Genomic DNA, 17,186 nt, shown 5'->3' on the forward strand with positions numbered 1-17,186 from the left:
CAACAGAGGTTGCTATGTTGTCGCGTCGGGGTCATCGGTTAAGTCGTTTTCGTAAAAATAAACGCCGCCTGCACGAGCGTTTGCGTCAGCGTATTTTTTTCAGAGATAAAGTGGTGCCGGAAGCAATGGAAAAACCAAGAGTACTCGTACTGACAGGGGCAGGAATTTCTGCGGAATCAGGTATTCGTACCTTTCGCGCAGCAGATGGCCTGTGGGAAGAACATCGGGTTGAAGATGTGGCTACACCGGAAGGTTTTGATCGCGATCCTGAACTGGTGCAAGCGTTTTATAACGCCCGTCGCCGTCAACTACAGCAGCCAGAAATTCAGCCTAACGCTGCGCATCTTGCTCTGGCTAAACTGCAAGACGCCCTCGGCGATCGCTTTTTGCTGGTGACGCAGAATATCGATAATCTGCATGAACGCGCAGGTAATACCAATGTGATTCATATGCATGGGGAATTGCTGAAAGTACGTTGTTCGCAAAGCGGGCAGGTTCTCGACTGGACTGGAGACGTCACGCCAGAAGACAAATGTCATTGCTGCCAGTTCCCGGCTCCGCTGCGCCCACACGTAGTATGGTTTGGCGAAATGCCACTCGGCATGGATGAAATTTATATGGCGTTGTCGATGGCCGACATTTTCATTGCCATTGGTACTTCGGGGCATGTTTATCCGGCGGCTGGGTTTGTTCACGAAGCGAAGCTGCATGGCGCGCATACGGTTGAACTCAATCTCGAACCGAGTCAGGTCGGTAATGAATTTGCCGAGAAATATTACGGCCCGGCAAGCCAAGTGGTACCAGAGTTTGTTGAGAAGTTGCTGAAGGGCTTATAAAGCAGGAAGCATTGCCTGATGCGCTACGCTTATCAGGCCTACAAGGGGACGCAATTAATTGAATTTGCGGGTTTTGTGGGCCGGATAAGGCGTTCGCGCCGCATCCGGCATAATACACGCACACTTTACTGCCTCTTTTACCGTTTACTCGTCAATAACAACGCGGCAATAAACGTACAGACACCAATCAGTCCTGCCCAGAGCGGCGATATTCTGGTAATCGCAAAGCTGTCATCGATATACAAACATAAAGCCTGATAACCCATATTGGCAACAGTCATGGCCACTGCAAACTTTAATGCATAAATAAAACGGGTCGTGTAGTTAAAAAATGCAGTAAAGACGATGAATGCAACCGCCCAGGCAAAAAGGCCTAATGTCGTGGTGCTGCCGGGAGGATCATTCTCCTGCTGTTGTCTGGGATGCGGATAATATGTCAATGGCGGCGTCGGTTGTTTTAATATCTGTGCTTGTAAAACAGCCAATGCATTATTGATTCCCTGATACCAGAGGTCCGCATGTAAATAAGCCAGAGTGTGATTTTCTACCAGAAGGCCGAGATGCTTATCGTCCATGCTGCTTTCAACCTGGCCGTTGGTGATCATAATTAACCGTGGCTCGCGGGTAGTAAAAAGTAACAGAACACTTCCTTTTACATCACTCAATGAAGATGATGCATGCGCCAGCATCGCTTTACCATTTTGTCTGAGACTGGTTTCATTATTAATGTCGGGTAAAACCACAATAAACGGTGCAACTCCGGTTTGTTGGCGAAAAAGCTCGGCTTTACGCGCGATCTCTTCAGCATCTGGTACAGTACCGGTAACATCCGTAAAAAGTGTCTTCATTATTGGAATCAATGGCTTACTGGCTACTGTCAGAGGCAGGAGTATCAGTAAACTGAGCAGTATAATGAATTTTTTCATGGGCGGGACTTCCGTTTCCTGCGAGATTTTTTGGTGGAGGGGAGCGTGATTATCAGACCGACACTACCGAAAATAATGCCTGCTATGCCAACAAAGCCCCATTTAAAAAAATTAACCCAGGGATTGTTTATTTCGGCTTGTTCTGGATGCCCTGGCGGATAATAGACATTGACTCTGTCACCTTCGCTATCTTCATAAAAATCACTACCGATACTCGAATTGAAAATTAGCGTGTACTCTGGCGTAGGGCGAAAGGCAACCACTGGATACCAGGAACCATTATCACCAACGTCGTTTGAGTGATTGTTGTACCAAACGGCATCAACAATGATTCCTTCTGTATGAACCGCGCTTTTGGTAAATGTAAAATGGTAATAAAAGATGATTGCAGAAATAACGAGCAATATCAGACCGATACCGAGAAAAGCGCGGGATAAAACTTTACTGTCCTGACTCATTAGCTACATCCTTGCTAAATAAAAAACGGGCGGTAATACCACCGCCCGTTTGCTGAATTAACGTCCTGCTTTCAGCTTCTGATAATACTCTTCATAAATGCTGCTGGCTGGGCCAACGTCACTCTGCCATTCGCCATTTTTAATGGTTTCAGCATCCGGGTAGAGCGTCTTGTCGTTCGCTATTTCCGGGCTTAACAGTTTGCGCGCGGCGAGGTTTGGTGTTGGATAACCGATAGTTTCGGCAACCTGTTTTGCCACATCCGGGCGCAGCAGGAAGTTGATCAGTTTCAGCGCGCCTTCTTTGTTTTTGGCATTTGCCGGGATCGCCAGGCTGTCCATCCAGAAAATGCCGCCTTCTTTCGGCCATACCACGTCAATTGGCGTACCCGCCTGGCGAGCAACGAAAGCAGAGCCGTTCCAGATCATGCCGAGGTTAACTTCGCCTTCCATGTACGGGTTTGCCGGGTTATCGGAGTTAAACGCCGCGACGTTTGGCATCAGTTTTTTCAGCTCGTTATACGCAGCTTCAATCTCTTTCGGATCGGTGGTATTACCGGAGTAGCCCAGCTTACGCAGCGCCATCTGGAATACTTCACGGGCATCGTCGGTCAGCAGCAGGCTGCCTTTGTACTCAGGCTTCCACAAATCGGCCCAGCTGGTGACAGATTTCGGATCCACCGCATCACCGTTAACGCCAATCGCCGTCGCACCCCAGATATACGGAATGGAGTAGTCGTTATTCGGATCAAACGGTTTGTTGAGCATTTCTGGATCGAGATTGCTGAAGTTCGTTAACTTCGACTTGTCGATCTTCTGGATCATCCCTTCTTTACGCATTTTATCAACGTAATAGGTTGAAGGAACCACCAGGTCATAGGCACCGTCTTTGTACGTTTTCAGCTTGGCGTACATGGTTTCGTTCGACTCGTAAGTCGAATAGATAACCTTAATACCGGTTTCTTTGGTGAACTGTTCGAGCAGTCCAGGCGGCACGTACTCGGTCCAGTTGTAGAAATACAGTGTGTTGTTGTCATCAGCGTGAGCGGCGCTCATGCCCAGTGCCAGAGCACCCGCCGCGAGCAGGTGGCGTGACCATTTTTTCATTTAACGTCCCCTGTGTTACCTTTCGTTTTATCACGAGCAATAAGCTGGCTGGCAATTACCATCACCAGCGACAGCACCAGTAATATGGTTGCCAGCGCGTTAACTTCCGGCGATACGCCGACTTTGACCATCGAATAAATTTTTAACGGCAGAATTTCATAGCTTGGGCCGGTGACGAACGAAGAAACTACCACATCGTCCATCGACAGGGTAAAGCTTAACACCCAGCCCGCCGCCACCGCTGGCATTGCCAGTGGCAGGATGATTTTTCGCAGAATGGTAAATTCACTGGCACCGAGATCTTTCGCCGCTTCCAGCATTCGCACGTCAAAACCTTTCAGGCGCGAATACACCGTCACCACCACAAACGGTAGGCAGAAGGTGATATGCGAGAACAGCAGCGACCAGAAGCCAAGCTGAATACCCAGCAGCATAAACAGCACCAGCAGAGAAATTGCCATCACGATATCTGGCGACATCATCACCACAAACAGCATTCCGCTAACGAACGGCTTACCGCGAAAGCGATAGCGGTACAGCGCAACGGCCGTCAGTGAACCGATAAGCGTGGCAAACGTCGCCGAAAACACCGCCATCGTCAGTGAATGCTGCGCTGCCTGTAACAGACTGTCGTTGTTCATCAGCAGGCTATACCATTTGGTGGTAAAACCCTGCCAGTTGATGCCAAAGCGCGAGCTGTTGAAGGAGTTCACAATCAAAATAATGATTGGGATATACAGGTACGCGTAGATAGCGGTCATAAAACCGCCGCGAAGCAGTCGACCGATCATTCGAGTTCCACCTTCTTATTCAGCAAACGAGAAGCGCGCCAGTAAACCAGCAACATCAGGCCCATTACGATAGTCAGCGTAATGCTGGTGGCTGCACCAAACGGCCAGTCACGAATATTAAGGAACTGGACCTTGATGACGTTACCGATCAGCAGGTTTTTCGCACCGCCCATCAGGTCGGACACATAGAACAGGCCCATCGCTGGCAGCATCACCAGCAGACATCCGGCAATAATCCCCGGCATCGTCAGTGGAATAATGATGCGGATAAAAGTCTGCAACTTGCTGGCACCGAGATCGCGCGCCGCCTCCAGCAACGGCTTATCCAGTTTTTCGATACTGGAGTACAGCGGCATCACCATAAACGGCAGCAGAATGTAAACCAGACCGATAATCACCGCACTGGGCGTGAACATGATACGAATTGGTGTGTCGATAACGCCCAGCCAGAGCAAAAACTCGTTGAGATAGCCTTTGGTGCTGAGGAAAATTTTCAGCCCGTAGATGCGAATCAGTGAGTTGGTCCAGAAGGGAACAATCAGCAGAAAAAGTAGCAGCGGACGCACCTTGTGCGGCAGCTTCGCCAGAAACCAGGCAAACGGATAGCCCAGAACCAGGCAGGCGAGGGTGGCGATCAGCGCCATATTCAGCGAGTGCAATAGCACTTCAAAATAGAGCGGATCGAGCAGACGTGCGTAGTTTTCCAGCGTAAAGACCATTTTGACGAAACTGGCGTCGTCGCGGGTCAAAAAGCTGGTGCCAATGATCATCAGGTTGGGCAGAAAGACAAACAACACAAGCCAACCGACAATAGTGACAATCACTACATTCTGGAACTTACTTGTGTTCTTCATCAGCCAGTACGACCTCCCAGCTTTCTACCCAATTAATGGCCATTTTTTGGTCGAGAGAGTGGTCAAAGTCAGGATCGTCTTCATTGAAGAATTCGCTGACCATCACCATCTTGCCATTTTCCAGTTCAACAACCGACTCCAGCGTCATGCCTTTGTAGTTACGCTCACGAACGTAACCAATCAGCCCTTCAGCATGGTTGTCGTCGTTAATCTCTTCAACACGTAAGTCTTCCGGGCGCAGCAGAACATGCAGTTTTTGCCCCGGTTCTACGGCGAAGTTAACGTAGATATTACACTCGCGACCTTCAACGTTAGCCCGTACGCGCTGCTCGTCGAGTCGCTCGATCACCGTGGCGTTGAACATATTGATCTCGCCAATGAATCCGGCAACAAATAAATTCTTCGGCTCTTCGTAAATTTCGCGCGGTGTACCATCCTGCTCAATACGACCCTCGCGCATCACCACAATCCTGTCTGACATGGTGAGCGCTTCTTCCTGATCGTGAGTGACAAAGACGAAGGTAATACCAAGCTTACGCTGTAACGCTTTCAGCTCGTTCTGCATTTGCTTGCGCAGTTTGTAATCCAGCGCCGAGAGCGACTCATCAAGCAGCAGCAGGCGAGGCTTGTTAACCACTGCGCGGGCAATGGCGACGCGTTGCTGTTGACCGCCTGAGAGTTGATGCGGTTTGCGTTGAGCGAAGCTTTCCAGTTGCACCATCCGCAAAGCTTCCATCACGCGAGGCGTAATTTCAGCAGCAGGGGTTTTTTGCATACGCAAACCAAAGGCCACATTTTCGAATACGGTCATGTGGGGGAATAGCGCGTAGCTTTGGAAAACGGTGTTCACATAGCGGTTTTCCGCCGGAACGTGGGTGATGTCCTCGTTATCCAGCATGATGCGTCCAGAATCAACAGTTTCCAGACCCGCAATCAGGCGAAGAACGGTTGTTTTACCGCAGCCAGAAGGGCCAAGCAGCGTGAGGAACTCGCCATTGTTGATAGTCAGATCCAGCTGGGGAATGACCTCTTTACCATCAAAGCATTTGCGAATTCCCGCCAATTGCACCAGCGGTGAAAGCGAACTCGGTTGTTTATTCAATTTTTTACTCTGTCCCATGTAAACGCAACGGATGGCTTACCGAAGCGGGGTTTGTGGTTAACCACCTTGGTGACTCTTAAAGAGGGCCGTAATTCTACGGCAAACTACTTGGATCGCCAATCCTTGTTGTGAATTACTGGCTTAGCTTTATATTCATTAAGGTAATGTTGATAAATATTCCCGATTGCAGGGGTAAAAGTGACCTGACGCAATATTTGTCTTTTCCTGCTTCTTAATAATGTTGTCACGAAAAGTGAGGGTGACTACATGGATAAACTACTTGAGCGTTTTTTGAACTACGTGTCTCTCGATACCCAATCAAAAGCGGGGGTGAGACAAGTTCCCAGCACGGAAGGCCAGTGGAAATTATTGCATCTGCTGAAAGATCAGCTGGAAGAAATGGGTCTTATCAATGTGACCTTAAGTGAGAAAGGAACGTTGATGGCGACGCTACCGGCTAACGTTCCTGGCGATATTCCGGCGATTGGCTTTATTTCTCATGTGGATACCTCACCGGATTGCAGCGGTAAAAATGTGAACCCGCAGATTGTTGAAAACTATCGCGGTGGCGACATTGCGTTGGGCGTCGGCGACGAAGTCCTGTCACCGGTCATGTTCCCGGTACTGCATCAACTGCTGGGACAGACGCTGATCACCACTGACGGTAAAACATTGTTGGGTGCTGACGACAAAGCAGGTATTGCAGAAATCATGACCGCGCTGGCGGTATTGCAGCAGAAAAATATTCCGCATGGCGATATTCGTGTTGCCTTTACGCCTGATGAAGAAGTGGGTAAAGGGGCGAAACATTTTGATGTTGAAGCCTTTGATGCCCGCTGGGCTTACACCGTAGATGGTGGTGGCGTAGGTGAACTGGAGTTTGAAAACTTCAACGCTGCTTCGGTGAATATCAAAATCGTCGGCAACAATGTTCACCCGGGTACGGCAAAAGGTGTGATGGTGAATGCGCTGTCGCTGGCGGCACGCATTCATGCGGAAGTACCGGCAGATGAAAGCCCGGAAGCTACGGAAGGTTATGAAGGCTTCTATCACCTGACAAGCATGAAAGGCACTGTTGAACGCGCCGATATGCACTACATCATCCGTGATTTCGACCGTAAACAGTTTGAAGCGCGTAAACGTAAAATGATGGAAATTGCCAAGAAAGTGGGCAAAGGGTTACACCCGGATTGCTACATTGAACTGGTGATTGAAGACAGTTACTACAACATGCGCGAGAAAGTCGTTGAGCATCCGCATATTCTTGATATTGCCCAGCAGGCGATGCGCGATTGCGATATTGAACCAGACCTGAAACCGATCCGTGGTGGTACTGACGGTGCGCAGTTGTCGTTTATGGGATTACCGTGTCCAAATCTGTTTACCGGCGGTTATAACTATCATGGCAAACATGAGTTTGTCACTCTGGAAGGAATGGAAAAAGCGGTGCAAGTGATTGTGCGTATTGCCGAGTTAACGGCGAAACGGAAGTAAGCGAAATTGGATGCGGCATATGATGCCGCATCCGGCTTCAATTCAAATTTACCCTTCGAAGAACCAATACCCGCTATTGACCAGCGCCGCGAGCATCGCGAGGAATGACGGATCTTCCAGTGCGTCGCCAAAATTCTCAGCGGTCAGTGCAATATTGCTGGCGAGTGCATCCAGCGCCGGACGGTGCGGGGAATCAATTTTCTCACCATTGGCATAAACATCGTCGCCAATGCGCAAGACGCGCAGACCACCCAGACGCACCAGTACATCACCTTGTTTCAGCGCGTCATAGATTTCATCCGGTTGATACGGTGGCTCTGGCGGAGCGATATCCAGTTCATGACGTGACTGCGAAATAAACTCGCCAAACCACTGTTTAAAGTGTTCTGGCTGGTTGATCAACTCAAGCATCATCTCACGCAGTTTATCCATCTCCTGCGGCAGAACGTCTGCCGGATGATCGCGAGGCGGGACATCCGGATCGCTGTAGTAATTACCGCCCAGCTCACGTTGCAGCACGTAATCGGCAAATCCGCTGATCAGTTCCCGCGTATTCGGCGCACGAAAACCAACGGAATAGTTCATCGCATTTTCCAGCGCGTAGCCTTCGTGCGGGAACCCTGGCGGAATATAAAGAATATCGCCTGGCTCCAGCTCTTCATCAATAATCGCTTCAAACGGATCAACCTGTAACAGATCCGGGTGAGGGCAGTGCTGCCTCATATGCAGTTTTTCACCTACCCGCCAGCGACGGCGACCTGTACCCTGAATAATAAACACATCGTACTGATCGAGATGCGGACCGACGCCGCCGCCAGGCACGGAAAACGAGATCATCAGGTCGTCAATGCGCCAGTCCGGTAATTCACGGAACGGACGCATCAGCGCGGCGGCCGGTTCATGCCAGTGATCAACCGCCTGGACCAGCAATGACCAGTTGGTTTCGCCCAGATGGTCGTAGCTTTCGAATGGCCCGTGACTGACCTGCCATTTGCCATCCTGATGACTGACCAGCCGACTGTCGACTTCACTTTCCATCGCCAGGCCCGCCAGCTCGTCGGGAGAAATAGGATCAATAAAATTATTAAAACCGCGTTTTAACACCACGGGACGTTTCTGCCAGTGACGTTCAAGAAAATCGGGCCAATTAAGGGTGAGTTGGTATTCCATGTTAAGCGTCCATAGGCGGGTATCTGCAACCGATTATAACGGATGCATACTGTTATGCGTGAACAAAGGACATATTTATTCATCTTTCGGCAAGGAATGCTGGCGACCAAAAATCACCTCCATTCGTGCACCGCCGAGCATGCTCTCTCCGGCGATGATTCTTCCGTCGTACTGTTCAGTAATTTCACGAGCGACCGCCAGTCCCACGCCTTGCCCGGGACGTAAGGTATCAACACGCTGACCACGGTCGAAAATCACCTCACGCTTGCTTTGCGGGATCCCCGGTCCATCATCTTCGACCACGATGTAGAGATGTTTGTCAGTTTGCCTTGCGGAGATTTCGACAAATTCGAGACAATACTTACAGGCGTTATCCAGTACATTGCCCATTACCTCAACAAAATCGTTCTGCTCACCGACAAAGCTAATTTCTGGCGAGATATCGAGGGAAATATTGACGCCTTTACGCTGATAAACTTTATTCAGTGCCGATGTGAGATTGTCCAACAACGGGGCCACTGGATGTAGTTCGCGGCTAAGTAATGTCCCGCCACGCATACTGGCTCGGTGTAGGTAGTAACCAATTTGTTGCGAGATACGGCTAATTTGTTCCAGCATCACCGGTTCCGCCTCACTGACGTTCATCTTTTCACTTCGCAAAGAACGTAGCGTACTTTGTAGCACCGCCAGAGGCGTTTTCAGGCTGTGAGTCAGGTCAGTGAGCGTTGTGCGGTATTTGTCGTAACGCTCACGCTCGCTTTTTAAAAGTCGGTTCAGGTTACCCACCAGGCTGGTCAGTTCTCTCGTTGTTGTAGGGTTGAGCAGTTCACGGTGGTGTTCTTCCAGTTCGCGGACTTCTCGCGCCAGGGCTTCAATAGGGCGTAAGCTCCACCAGGCGGCGACCCACAGTAACGGGATCACTAACAGCAGGTTGGCCAGGAGTACATAGAGAAACCAGCTCCATACCGTATAGGAACTTTTAAGCTCTACGGGAATGGTATCGACCACCACAATGGTGAGTTTTGGCATTCGCGCCGTCGCCGGATAGACATTAACGGCTACCGAGTGGGTCATTTCTGCATCGTCGTCGTCTTCCCGAACTTCCTGCAACTGCTGCTGAATAGAGAGATCGTTACTCAGTAGCAGGCTGGTATCGTTCACGTCAGCCTCTATTTCGTGAAAACCATTGGATTTCAGCCAGTCAGGCTGGATCATTTTCATCAGCCAGGGAACGTCACGCTGCGCCCACAATAGTTTGCCGTTCTCGTCATAAATCAGAGACATCGTGGGACTTTGCTTGTCGATATTTTCCGGCAGTTCAACGTGTAGCTTATTGTTTTCCCATTTCGCCAGTGTATAGAATAAATTGCTCTCGCCGCGTAACAGACGAAACGTCGTTTTATCGAAACTAACGCTATAACCGATCAGGGCAACCATACCGTAGGAAAGTGAAAGCACTAGTACTACCGCGGCCGTCGCCAACAGAAAACGTACCCGCAGCGAGAGCGGGAAAAAAACACGCAGTAATTTTTTCATCAGCGCAATTCGAAAAGATAACCCTGGCCGCGAACGGTGGTAATCACCTCGTGCGGGTATTGCGCCTGAATTTTTTTGCGCAGCCTGCCCATCAGAACATCAATGGTATGACTTTCCCGCAGTTCGGCATCCGGGTAGAGCTGTAGCATCAATGAATCTTTACTGACCACTTTGCCGTTGTTACGGATCAAGGTTTCCATAATGGTGTATTCAAATGCGGTCAGTTTGATGACTTCGTCACTAATGGATAATTCGCGACGGGAGAGATCAACCTGAAACGGCGGCAGCGAAATAACCTGTGAAGCCAGGCCGCTATTACGCCGCATTAATGCCTGCATTCGTGCCATCACTTCTTCAATATGAAAGGGTTTAGTCACGTAATCGTCAGCACCGGCGCTTAATACTTCAACTTTGTCCTGCCAGCTTTCACGGGCGGTTAATACAAGAATTGGCAGTGAAACATCATTACTACGCCAGCGACGGATCAGCGACAAACCATCTTCGTCAGGCAAACCGAGATCGACAATCGCAATATCCGGTAAATGTTCGTTGAGATAATAATCGGCTTCTTTGGCATCTTCTGCGTCATCGACCTGATGACCCGCGTCCTGAATCTGAACTTTAAGATGGTGACGTAACAACGCATTGTCTTCGACAACCAGTACGCGCATTTTTATTTCTCCCTGTCTTAATTATAAAAATAGTGTAACGCGATTATGTGGTTGTGGGGGTAAACATTAAATAAACCAGTGGGGAAGGGAGGTGTAAATAGAAACGCGGATTATCTTAATAAACAGGCCGGACGGCATCACCATCCGGCACTGATACGAGGCTTATTTCAGCTCATCAACCATAGTGATGGCACGACCAATATAGTTAGCCGGCGTCATCGCTTTCAGGCGTGCTTTTTCTTCTTCTGGCAGCGCCAGACCGTCGATAAATTGCTTCATGCCTTCGGCGTCAACGCGCTTACCGCGAGTCAGCTCTTTCAGCTTCTCGTACGGTTTTTCGATGCCATAGCGACGCATAACTGTCTGGATTGGCTCAGCCAGCACTTCCCAGTTGTGATCCAGCTCATCCAGCAGATGATCACGGTTCACTTCCAGTTTGCTCACACCTTTCAGGCTGGACTGGTAGGCAATCAGCGCATAACCGATACCCACGCCAAGATTACGCAGCACGGTGGAGTCGGTCAGGTCACGCTGCCAGCGGGAAACCGGCAGTTTGCTTGCCAGGTGCTGCAATACCGCGTTGGAAAGCCCCAGGTTCCCTTCGGAGTTTTCAAAGTCGATTGGGTTAACCTTGTGCGGCATGGTGGAAGAACCAATCTCACCAGCGATGGTTTTTTGTTTGAAGTGGTTAAGGGCGATATAACCCCAGACGTCACGGTCGAAGTCGATAAGAATGGTGTTAAAGCGCGCAACGCAATCAAACAGCTCGGCGATGTAGTCGTGCGGTTCGATCTGGGTAGTGTACGGGTTCCACTGAATACCCAGCGAGGTGACGAACTCTTCGCTGAACTGATGCCAGTCAACTTCCGGGTAAGCGGCGATGTGGGCGTTATAGTTACCGACCGCGCCGTTGATTTTTCCGAGGATCTCCACCTGGTTAAGCTGGCGGTACTGGCGCTCCATACGGTAGGCGACGTTAGCCATCTCTTTACCGATGGTTGATGGCGTGGCTGGCTGACCGTGGGTACGAGACAGCAGCGGGATATCGCGATACTGAACGGCGAGATCTTTAATGCCATCAATCAGTTGACGCCAGTACGGCAGGATCACTTCATCACGCGCGGTTTTCAGCATCAACGCGTGGGAGAGGTTATTGATATCTTCCGAAGTACAGGCAAAGTGAATGAATTCAGAAACCGCGTGCAGTTCCGGGATCTCCGCCACTTTTTCTTTCAGGAAATACTCAACCGCTTTAACGTCGTGGTTAGTGGTACGCTCGATGGTTTTGATTCGCGCCGCATCTTCTTCACTGAAATTAGCGACGATTGCATCAAGGTAACCGATTGCGTCGGCAGCAAAAGCAGGAACTTCCTTGATCGCTGCGTGCGCGGCCAGTTTTTGCAGCCAACGTACTTCAACTTGTACACGGAATTTCAGCAAACCATATTCGCTGAAAATCCCGCGCAGCGCGCTGACTTTATCGCCGTAGCGTCCATCGACAGGGGAAACGGCGGTCAGTGAGGATAATTCCATAGATCACAACTCCGGGGTTAAATGAGCAAGAATTTGTTTTGCCTGAGTGGTCAGGCGATTACGAGAAAACATCAGTTGCAGACGTCCACCGCCGACCTGGTGCCAGAGCACGGCGGCGCGAATGCCTGCCAGCAGGGTTGCGCGAACTTTCGCCTGCACCTGTGGGCTTTGCAGTACGGCAGGGGAGCCGGTGACCTGAATGCGCGGGCCAAGCGGGCTGATAACATCAACATAGATGGCGGCCATCGCGCTCATCAGCGTTTCGGACTGTAAATCGAAGTGTTCGAGTTGGCGTTGCAGGCCGTTGATCCGGTTGCCCAGAGTGTCGAGCGCACCTTTCGCTGAGGAAAGTTTGCGCTCAAGCACCATCAGGCTTAGCGTGTAGCGGGTTAGCTCAGCGTTTAAGCCCTGACGACTGCTGGCATTGAGCACGCCGAGCAGGGTTTCCAGCCCGACGCGCAGGTTGGCTTCACTGCCGCCAAAAACCGCCAGCGTCGAGCTGGGGTTCATATCAATAATACTGTTGAGTGAGACGTGTAGCGCATCGGCATCACAATGCCCCTGGTGAGCGAGTTGTTGCACCAGGCGTGCCGACTGACAAATACCGGCCAGGGCGAGGGTGATGTCATAGTAATTCTTTGCCACGCTCACTGCTTCCTTGTTGTAATTAAAGACAATAATCAGACCGGCAGCGGCAGACGCTGCTCAATGATACCGCCACCGAGGCACACTTCACCGTTATAGAAGACGGCAGACTGGCCCGGCGTCACGGCGGCAACTGGCTCATCGAAAATCACTTCAATGCGATCATCGTCCAGCGCCTTGACGGTGCACGGAATGTCGGTCTGGCGATAGCGGGTTTTTACCGTGCAACGCATAGTGCCGGTGAACGGTTCTCGATCGACCCAGTGCAGCTGCTGGGCAATCAGACCGACAGACATCAGACGCGGGTGTTCATGGCCCTGCGCAACAATCAGAATGTTGTTTTCGACGTCTTTATCGACCACATACCACGGTTCTTCGGTGCCTTCTTTGGTGCCACCGATACCCAGACCTTTACGCTGACCGAGGGTGTGATACATCAACCCCTGGTGCTCACCAATTTCATCGCCGTCAACAGTAATGATTTTGCCCGGTTGCGCCGGGAGATAACGGCCCAGGAACTCGCGGAATTTACGTTCGCCAATGAAGCAAATGCCGGTAGAGTCTTTTTTCTTCGCGGTGACCAGACCGAGATCTTCAGCAATCTTACGCACCTGCGGTTTTTCCAGTTCGCCGACCGGGAACAGGCTTTGCGCAATCTGCTCATGGCTGAGCGTATAAAGGAAGTAGCTCTGGTCTTTATTGCTGTCCAGACCACGCAGCAGGCGGCTCTTGCCATCGACATCTGCCCGACGCACGTAATGACCGGTAGCGATATAATCGGCACCTAAATCTTCGGCGGCAAATTCGAGGAAGGCTTTAAATTTGATCTCTTTGTTGCACAGAATATCCGGATTCGGCGTGCGACCGGCTTTATATTCAGCAAGGAACAGTTCGAAGACGTTGTCCCAGTACTCGGCAGCAAAGTTAACGGTGTGCAGTTCAATGCCGAGCTTATCGCAGACCGCCTGGGCATCAGCCAGATCCGCTGCCGCTGTGCAATATTCCTCACCGTCGTCTTCTTCCCAGTTCTTCATAAACAGGCCTTCGACCTGATATCCCTGTTGTTGCAACAGCCAGGCAGAAACGGAGGAATCGACACCGCCGGACATGCCGACGATCACTTTTTTTTCGGTTTCAGACATTGGATTACTCACGACATTGAACTTCAAGGCGGCGTATTCTATCACGCAGCCTTTTAGATGACACCCTTTGTAAAAGGCCAGTTAAAATCGCCAATCATCTCCAGCGGATAGCGTTGCCCGCTTTGATAACAACGAATACTTTCCGCCACCAGCGGCGAACGCAAATTTAACGCCTGTAAAATTTCTTCGGCGCTGACCCAACGGCAGCAGTCGATATCGCTGTCATGAGGTTGCGTCGGGCAAATTTGCTCAAGCTCAATAGCAAACAGGAAACGCAAAAACGGCGTTTTATCTGGCGCAATCCACTGATGCATGCGGATGAAGTGTTGCGGTCGCGCGCTGATGCCGGTTTCTTCCCACAGCTCACGCGCAGCTGCTTCCACTAGCGTCTCATCCGCTTCCAGATGTCCCGCCGGTTGGTTCCATAACGCTTTACCGTTAATCGTCTCTTCAACAACTAAAAATTTGCCCTCTGCATGTACCACGCAGGCGACGGTAACGTGCGGTTTAAACATTGTGCATCCTTATTCTGTTGCTTCTCGCCATTCGCCGTTAGCGAGATTATCCAGTGTGTAATTGCCCATGGCATAACGAATCAGTCGCAGCGTAGGGAAACCGACATGGGCGGTCATGCGGCGCACCTGGCGATTACGTCCTTCATATAAAGTAATCTTCAGCCAGCTGGTGGGAATACTTTTACGTTCACGAATTGGTGGATTCCGCGGCCATAACCACTCTGGTTCTTCAACCAACTCCGCGCCGGCGGGCAGGGTAGGGCCATCATTTAAGGTTACGCCATTGCGCAAGGCTTCAAGTGCGTCTTGTGTGGGAATACCTTCCACCTGCACATAATAGATTTTCCCGGTGCGTTTGCCCGGCTGGGTTAAACGCGCCTGCAACGCGCCGTTATTGGTCAGCACCAGTAACCCTTCGCTATCGCGGTCAAGGCGACCTGCTGCATAAACGCCTTGAACCGGGATGAATTCTTTTAATGTTTTGCGCCCGGCTTCATCGGTGAACTGTGGCAGGACATCGTAAGGTTTATTGAACAGGATCACACGCGTGGGCTGGTTTTCTGGCTTGCGTTTGTTAGTGCGTTGCGAGCTGAATCGCTTAACCTGGTGATTTCTAAAAGAAGTTTTTTGCATGGTATTTTCAGAGATTATGAATTGCCGCATTATAGCCTAATAACGCGCATCTTTCATGACGGCAAACAATAGGGTAGTATTGACAAGCCAATTACAAATCATTAACAAAAAATTGCTCTAAAGCATCCGTATCGCAGGACGCAAACGCATATGCAACGTGGTGGCAGACGAGCAAACCAGTAGCGCTCGAAGGAGAGGTGAATGGAAAGTAAAGTAGTTGTTCCGGCACAAGGCAAGAAGATCACCCTGCAAAACGGCAAACTCAACGTTCCTGAAAATCCGATTATCCCTTACATTGAAGGTGATGGAATCGGTGTAGATGTAACCCCAGCCATGCTGAAAGTGGTCGACGCTGCGGTCGAGAAAGCCTATAAAGGCGAGCGTAAAATCTCCTGGATGGAAATTTACACCGGTGAAAAATCCACACAGGTTTATGGTCAGGATGTCTGGCTGCCTGCTGAAACCCTTGATCTGATTCGTGAATATCGCGTTGCTATTAAAGGCCCGCTGACCACTCCGGTTGGGGGCGGTATTCGCTCTCTGAACGTTGCCCTGCGCCAGGAACTGGATCTTTACATCTGCCTGCGTCCGGTACGTTACTATCAGGGCACCCCAAGCCCGGTTAAACACCCTGAACTGACCGATATGGTTATCTTCCGTGAAAACTCGGAAGACATTTATGCAGGTATCGAATGGAAAGCAGACTCTGCCGACGCTGAGAAAGTAATTAAATTCCTGCGTGAAGAGATGGGCGTGAAGAAAATTCGCTTCCCGGAACATTGCGGTATCGGTATCAAGCCATGTTCTGAAGAAGGCACCAAACGTCTGGTTCGTGCCGCGATCGAATACGCAATTGCTAACGACCGCGACTCTGTGACCCTGGTGCACAAAGGCAACATCATGAAGTTCACCGAAGGCGCGTTTAAAGACTGGGGCTACCAGCTGGCGCGTGAAGAGTTTGGCGGTGAACTGATCGACGGCGGCCCGTGGCTGAAAGTTAAAAACCCGAATACCGGCAAAGAGATCGTCATTAAAGACGTGATTGCTGATGCATTCCTGCAACAGATCCTGCTGCGTCCGGCTGAATATGATGTTATCGCCTGTATGAACCTGAACGGTGACTACATTTCTGACGCCCTGGCAGCGCAGGTTGGCGGTATCGGTATCGCCCCTGGCGCAAACATCGGTGACGAATGCGCCCTGTTTGAAGCTACCCACGGTACTGCGCCGAAATATGCCGGTCAGGACAAAGTAAACCCAGGCTCTATTATTCTCTCTGCGGAGATGATGTTACGCCATATGGGTTGGACTGAAGCCGCAGACCTGATTGTTAAAGGTATGGAAGGCGCAATCAACGCGAAGACCGTAACCTATGACTTCGAACGTCTGATGGAAGGTGCTAAACTGCTGAAATGTTCAGAATTTGGTGACGCAATCATCGAAAACATGTAATTACTGTATGTGTTAAATATTGTAACGGGCGTATAACACGTCCGTTATTATATGTTAGCACGCTAACGGTTATCAAAATTTTATCAAAATAAGTTATCAAAACCCCTGGTAGTCTGGGGAGATATGGTAGTTATATCGTCAATCTCCAATTAGTCATACCTCAGCTTTTGATGATTATTGTTGCGGATGATCGTTAATATCTAGGGTTTGTTATATGTTGGGGTAATATACATTGTATTGAATAAGGAAGGTTTGGTGGAGCGAAGGACCTTTCTCGCAATTTTTGAAATCCCGTAGCGCAAACCTTAGCAAACAAAATACTAC

General features: G+C 50.1%; 17 protein-coding genes. 3 read left to right on the forward strand and 14 right to left on the reverse strand.

Annotated features, from left to right (window positions below; genetic code table 11):
* Positions 1-14: 14 nt before the first annotated feature.
* Positions 15-836, forward strand: a complete 822-nt coding sequence (cobB, locus tag D9736_RS10750; protein WP_096938882.1) for a Sir2 family NAD+-dependent deacetylase — start codon at positions 15-17, stop codon at positions 834-836.
* A gap of 137 nt (positions 837-973) precedes the next feature.
* Here cobB and D9736_RS10755 read toward each other — a convergent pair whose 3' ends face one another.
* The 6 genes from D9736_RS10755 to potA are packed head-to-tail and all read right to left on the reverse strand — an operon-like array spanning position 974 to position 6,089.
* The gene (locus D9736_RS10755; protein WP_130258307.1) at positions 974-1,762 is read right to left on the reverse strand and encodes a TPM domain-containing protein; all 789 of its coding nucleotides are present in this window, start codon (positions 1,760-1,762) and stop codon (positions 974-976) included.
* On the reverse strand, positions 1,759-2,220 hold the full coding sequence (locus D9736_RS10760; RefSeq protein ID WP_130258308.1) for a DUF3592 domain-containing protein: 462 nt from the start codon (positions 2,218-2,220) through the stop codon (positions 1,759-1,761). The genes D9736_RS10755 and D9736_RS10760 overlap by 4 nt, the downstream gene beginning before the upstream one ends.
* 57 nt (positions 2,221-2,277) lie before the next feature.
* Positions 2,278-3,324, reverse strand: a complete 1,047-nt coding sequence (potD, locus tag D9736_RS10765; RefSeq protein ID WP_130215933.1) for a spermidine/putrescine ABC transporter substrate-binding protein PotD — start codon at positions 3,322-3,324, stop codon at positions 2,278-2,280.
* On the reverse strand, positions 3,321-4,115 hold the full coding sequence (gene potC / locus D9736_RS10770) for a spermidine/putrescine ABC transporter permease PotC (protein WP_000580316.1): 795 nt from the start codon (positions 4,113-4,115) through the stop codon (positions 3,321-3,323). Before potC ends, potD begins: the two co-directional genes overlap by 4 nt.
* A complete protein-coding gene (gene potB / locus D9736_RS10775) occupies positions 4,112-4,969 on the reverse strand; it encodes a spermidine/putrescine ABC transporter permease PotB (protein WP_060773672.1) in 858 nt (285 codons plus the stop codon). Before potB ends, potC begins: the two co-directional genes overlap by 4 nt.
* Positions 4,953-6,089, reverse strand: coding sequence for a spermidine/putrescine ABC transporter ATP-binding protein PotA (potA, locus tag D9736_RS10780; RefSeq protein WP_130205581.1), 1,137 nt, complete (start codon positions 6,087-6,089; stop codon positions 4,953-4,955). Before potA ends, potB begins: the two co-directional genes overlap by 17 nt.
* A gap of 249 nt (positions 6,090-6,338) precedes the next feature.
* Here potA and pepT point away from each other — a divergent pair, with 249 nt between their 5' ends.
* On the forward strand, positions 6,339-7,565 hold the full coding sequence (gene pepT, locus D9736_RS10785) for a peptidase T (RefSeq protein WP_130205583.1): 1,227 nt from the start codon (positions 6,339-6,341) through the stop codon (positions 7,563-7,565).
* A 48-nt stretch (positions 7,566-7,613) separates the two neighbouring features.
* Here the strand turns inward: pepT and roxA are convergent, their stop codons facing one another.
* The 8 genes from roxA to rluE form a co-directional block, all read right to left on the reverse strand.
* Positions 7,614-8,735 carry a [50S ribosomal protein L16]-arginine 3-hydroxylase gene (gene roxA / locus D9736_RS10790; protein ID WP_130215935.1) on the reverse strand — a complete coding sequence of 374 codons (1,122 nt, stop codon included), beginning with the start codon at positions 8,733-8,735 and terminating at the stop codon, positions 7,614-7,616.
* Between the two features lie 75 nt (positions 8,736-8,810).
* Entirely contained in the window at positions 8,811-10,271 is a 1,461-nt protein-coding gene (gene phoQ / locus D9736_RS10795) for a two-component system sensor histidine kinase PhoQ (protein ID WP_130215937.1), read from the reverse strand.
* Entirely contained in the window at positions 10,271-10,942 is a 672-nt protein-coding gene (phoP, locus tag D9736_RS10800; RefSeq protein WP_130205589.1) for a two-component system response regulator PhoP, read from the reverse strand. The genes phoQ and phoP overlap by 1 nt, the downstream gene beginning before the upstream one ends.
* Before the next feature lie 162 nt (positions 10,943-11,104).
* On the reverse strand, positions 11,105-12,475 hold the full coding sequence (purB, locus tag D9736_RS10805; RefSeq protein WP_130258309.1) for an adenylosuccinate lyase: 1,371 nt from the start codon (positions 12,473-12,475) through the stop codon (positions 11,105-11,107).
* Positions 12,476-12,478: 3 nt separating this feature from the next.
* A complete protein-coding gene (hflD, locus tag D9736_RS10810; protein ID WP_001297479.1) occupies positions 12,479-13,120 on the reverse strand; it encodes a high frequency lysogenization protein HflD in 642 nt (213 codons plus the stop codon).
* A gap of 35 nt (positions 13,121-13,155) precedes the next feature.
* On the reverse strand, positions 13,156-14,262 hold the full coding sequence (gene mnmA / locus D9736_RS10815; protein ID WP_130258310.1) for a tRNA 2-thiouridine(34) synthase MnmA: 1,107 nt from the start codon (positions 14,260-14,262) through the stop codon (positions 13,156-13,158).
* Positions 14,263-14,315: 53 nt separating this feature from the next.
* Positions 14,316-14,777, reverse strand: coding sequence for a phosphatase NudJ (nudJ, locus tag D9736_RS10820; RefSeq protein WP_130215941.1), 462 nt, complete (start codon positions 14,775-14,777; stop codon positions 14,316-14,318).
* 9 nt (positions 14,778-14,786) lie between these two features.
* Positions 14,787-15,440 (reverse strand): 23S rRNA pseudouridine(2457) synthase RluE, encoded by a 654-nt coding sequence (rluE, locus tag D9736_RS10825; protein WP_130215943.1) that lies wholly within the window; start codon positions 15,438-15,440, stop codon positions 14,787-14,789.
* 171 nt (positions 15,441-15,611) lie between these two features.
* On the opposite strand from rluE, the gene icd reads away from it, so the two are divergent.
* A complete protein-coding gene (gene icd / locus D9736_RS10830; protein ID WP_000444485.1) occupies positions 15,612-16,862 on the forward strand; it encodes an NADP-dependent isocitrate dehydrogenase in 1,251 nt (416 codons plus the stop codon).
* Positions 16,863-17,186 lie beyond the last annotated feature (324 nt).

The sequence above is a fragment of the Escherichia sp. E10V10 genome (assembly GCF_004211985.1).
In the GTDB taxonomy this organism is placed as follows: Bacteria; Pseudomonadota; Gammaproteobacteria; order Enterobacterales; family Enterobacteriaceae; genus Escherichia.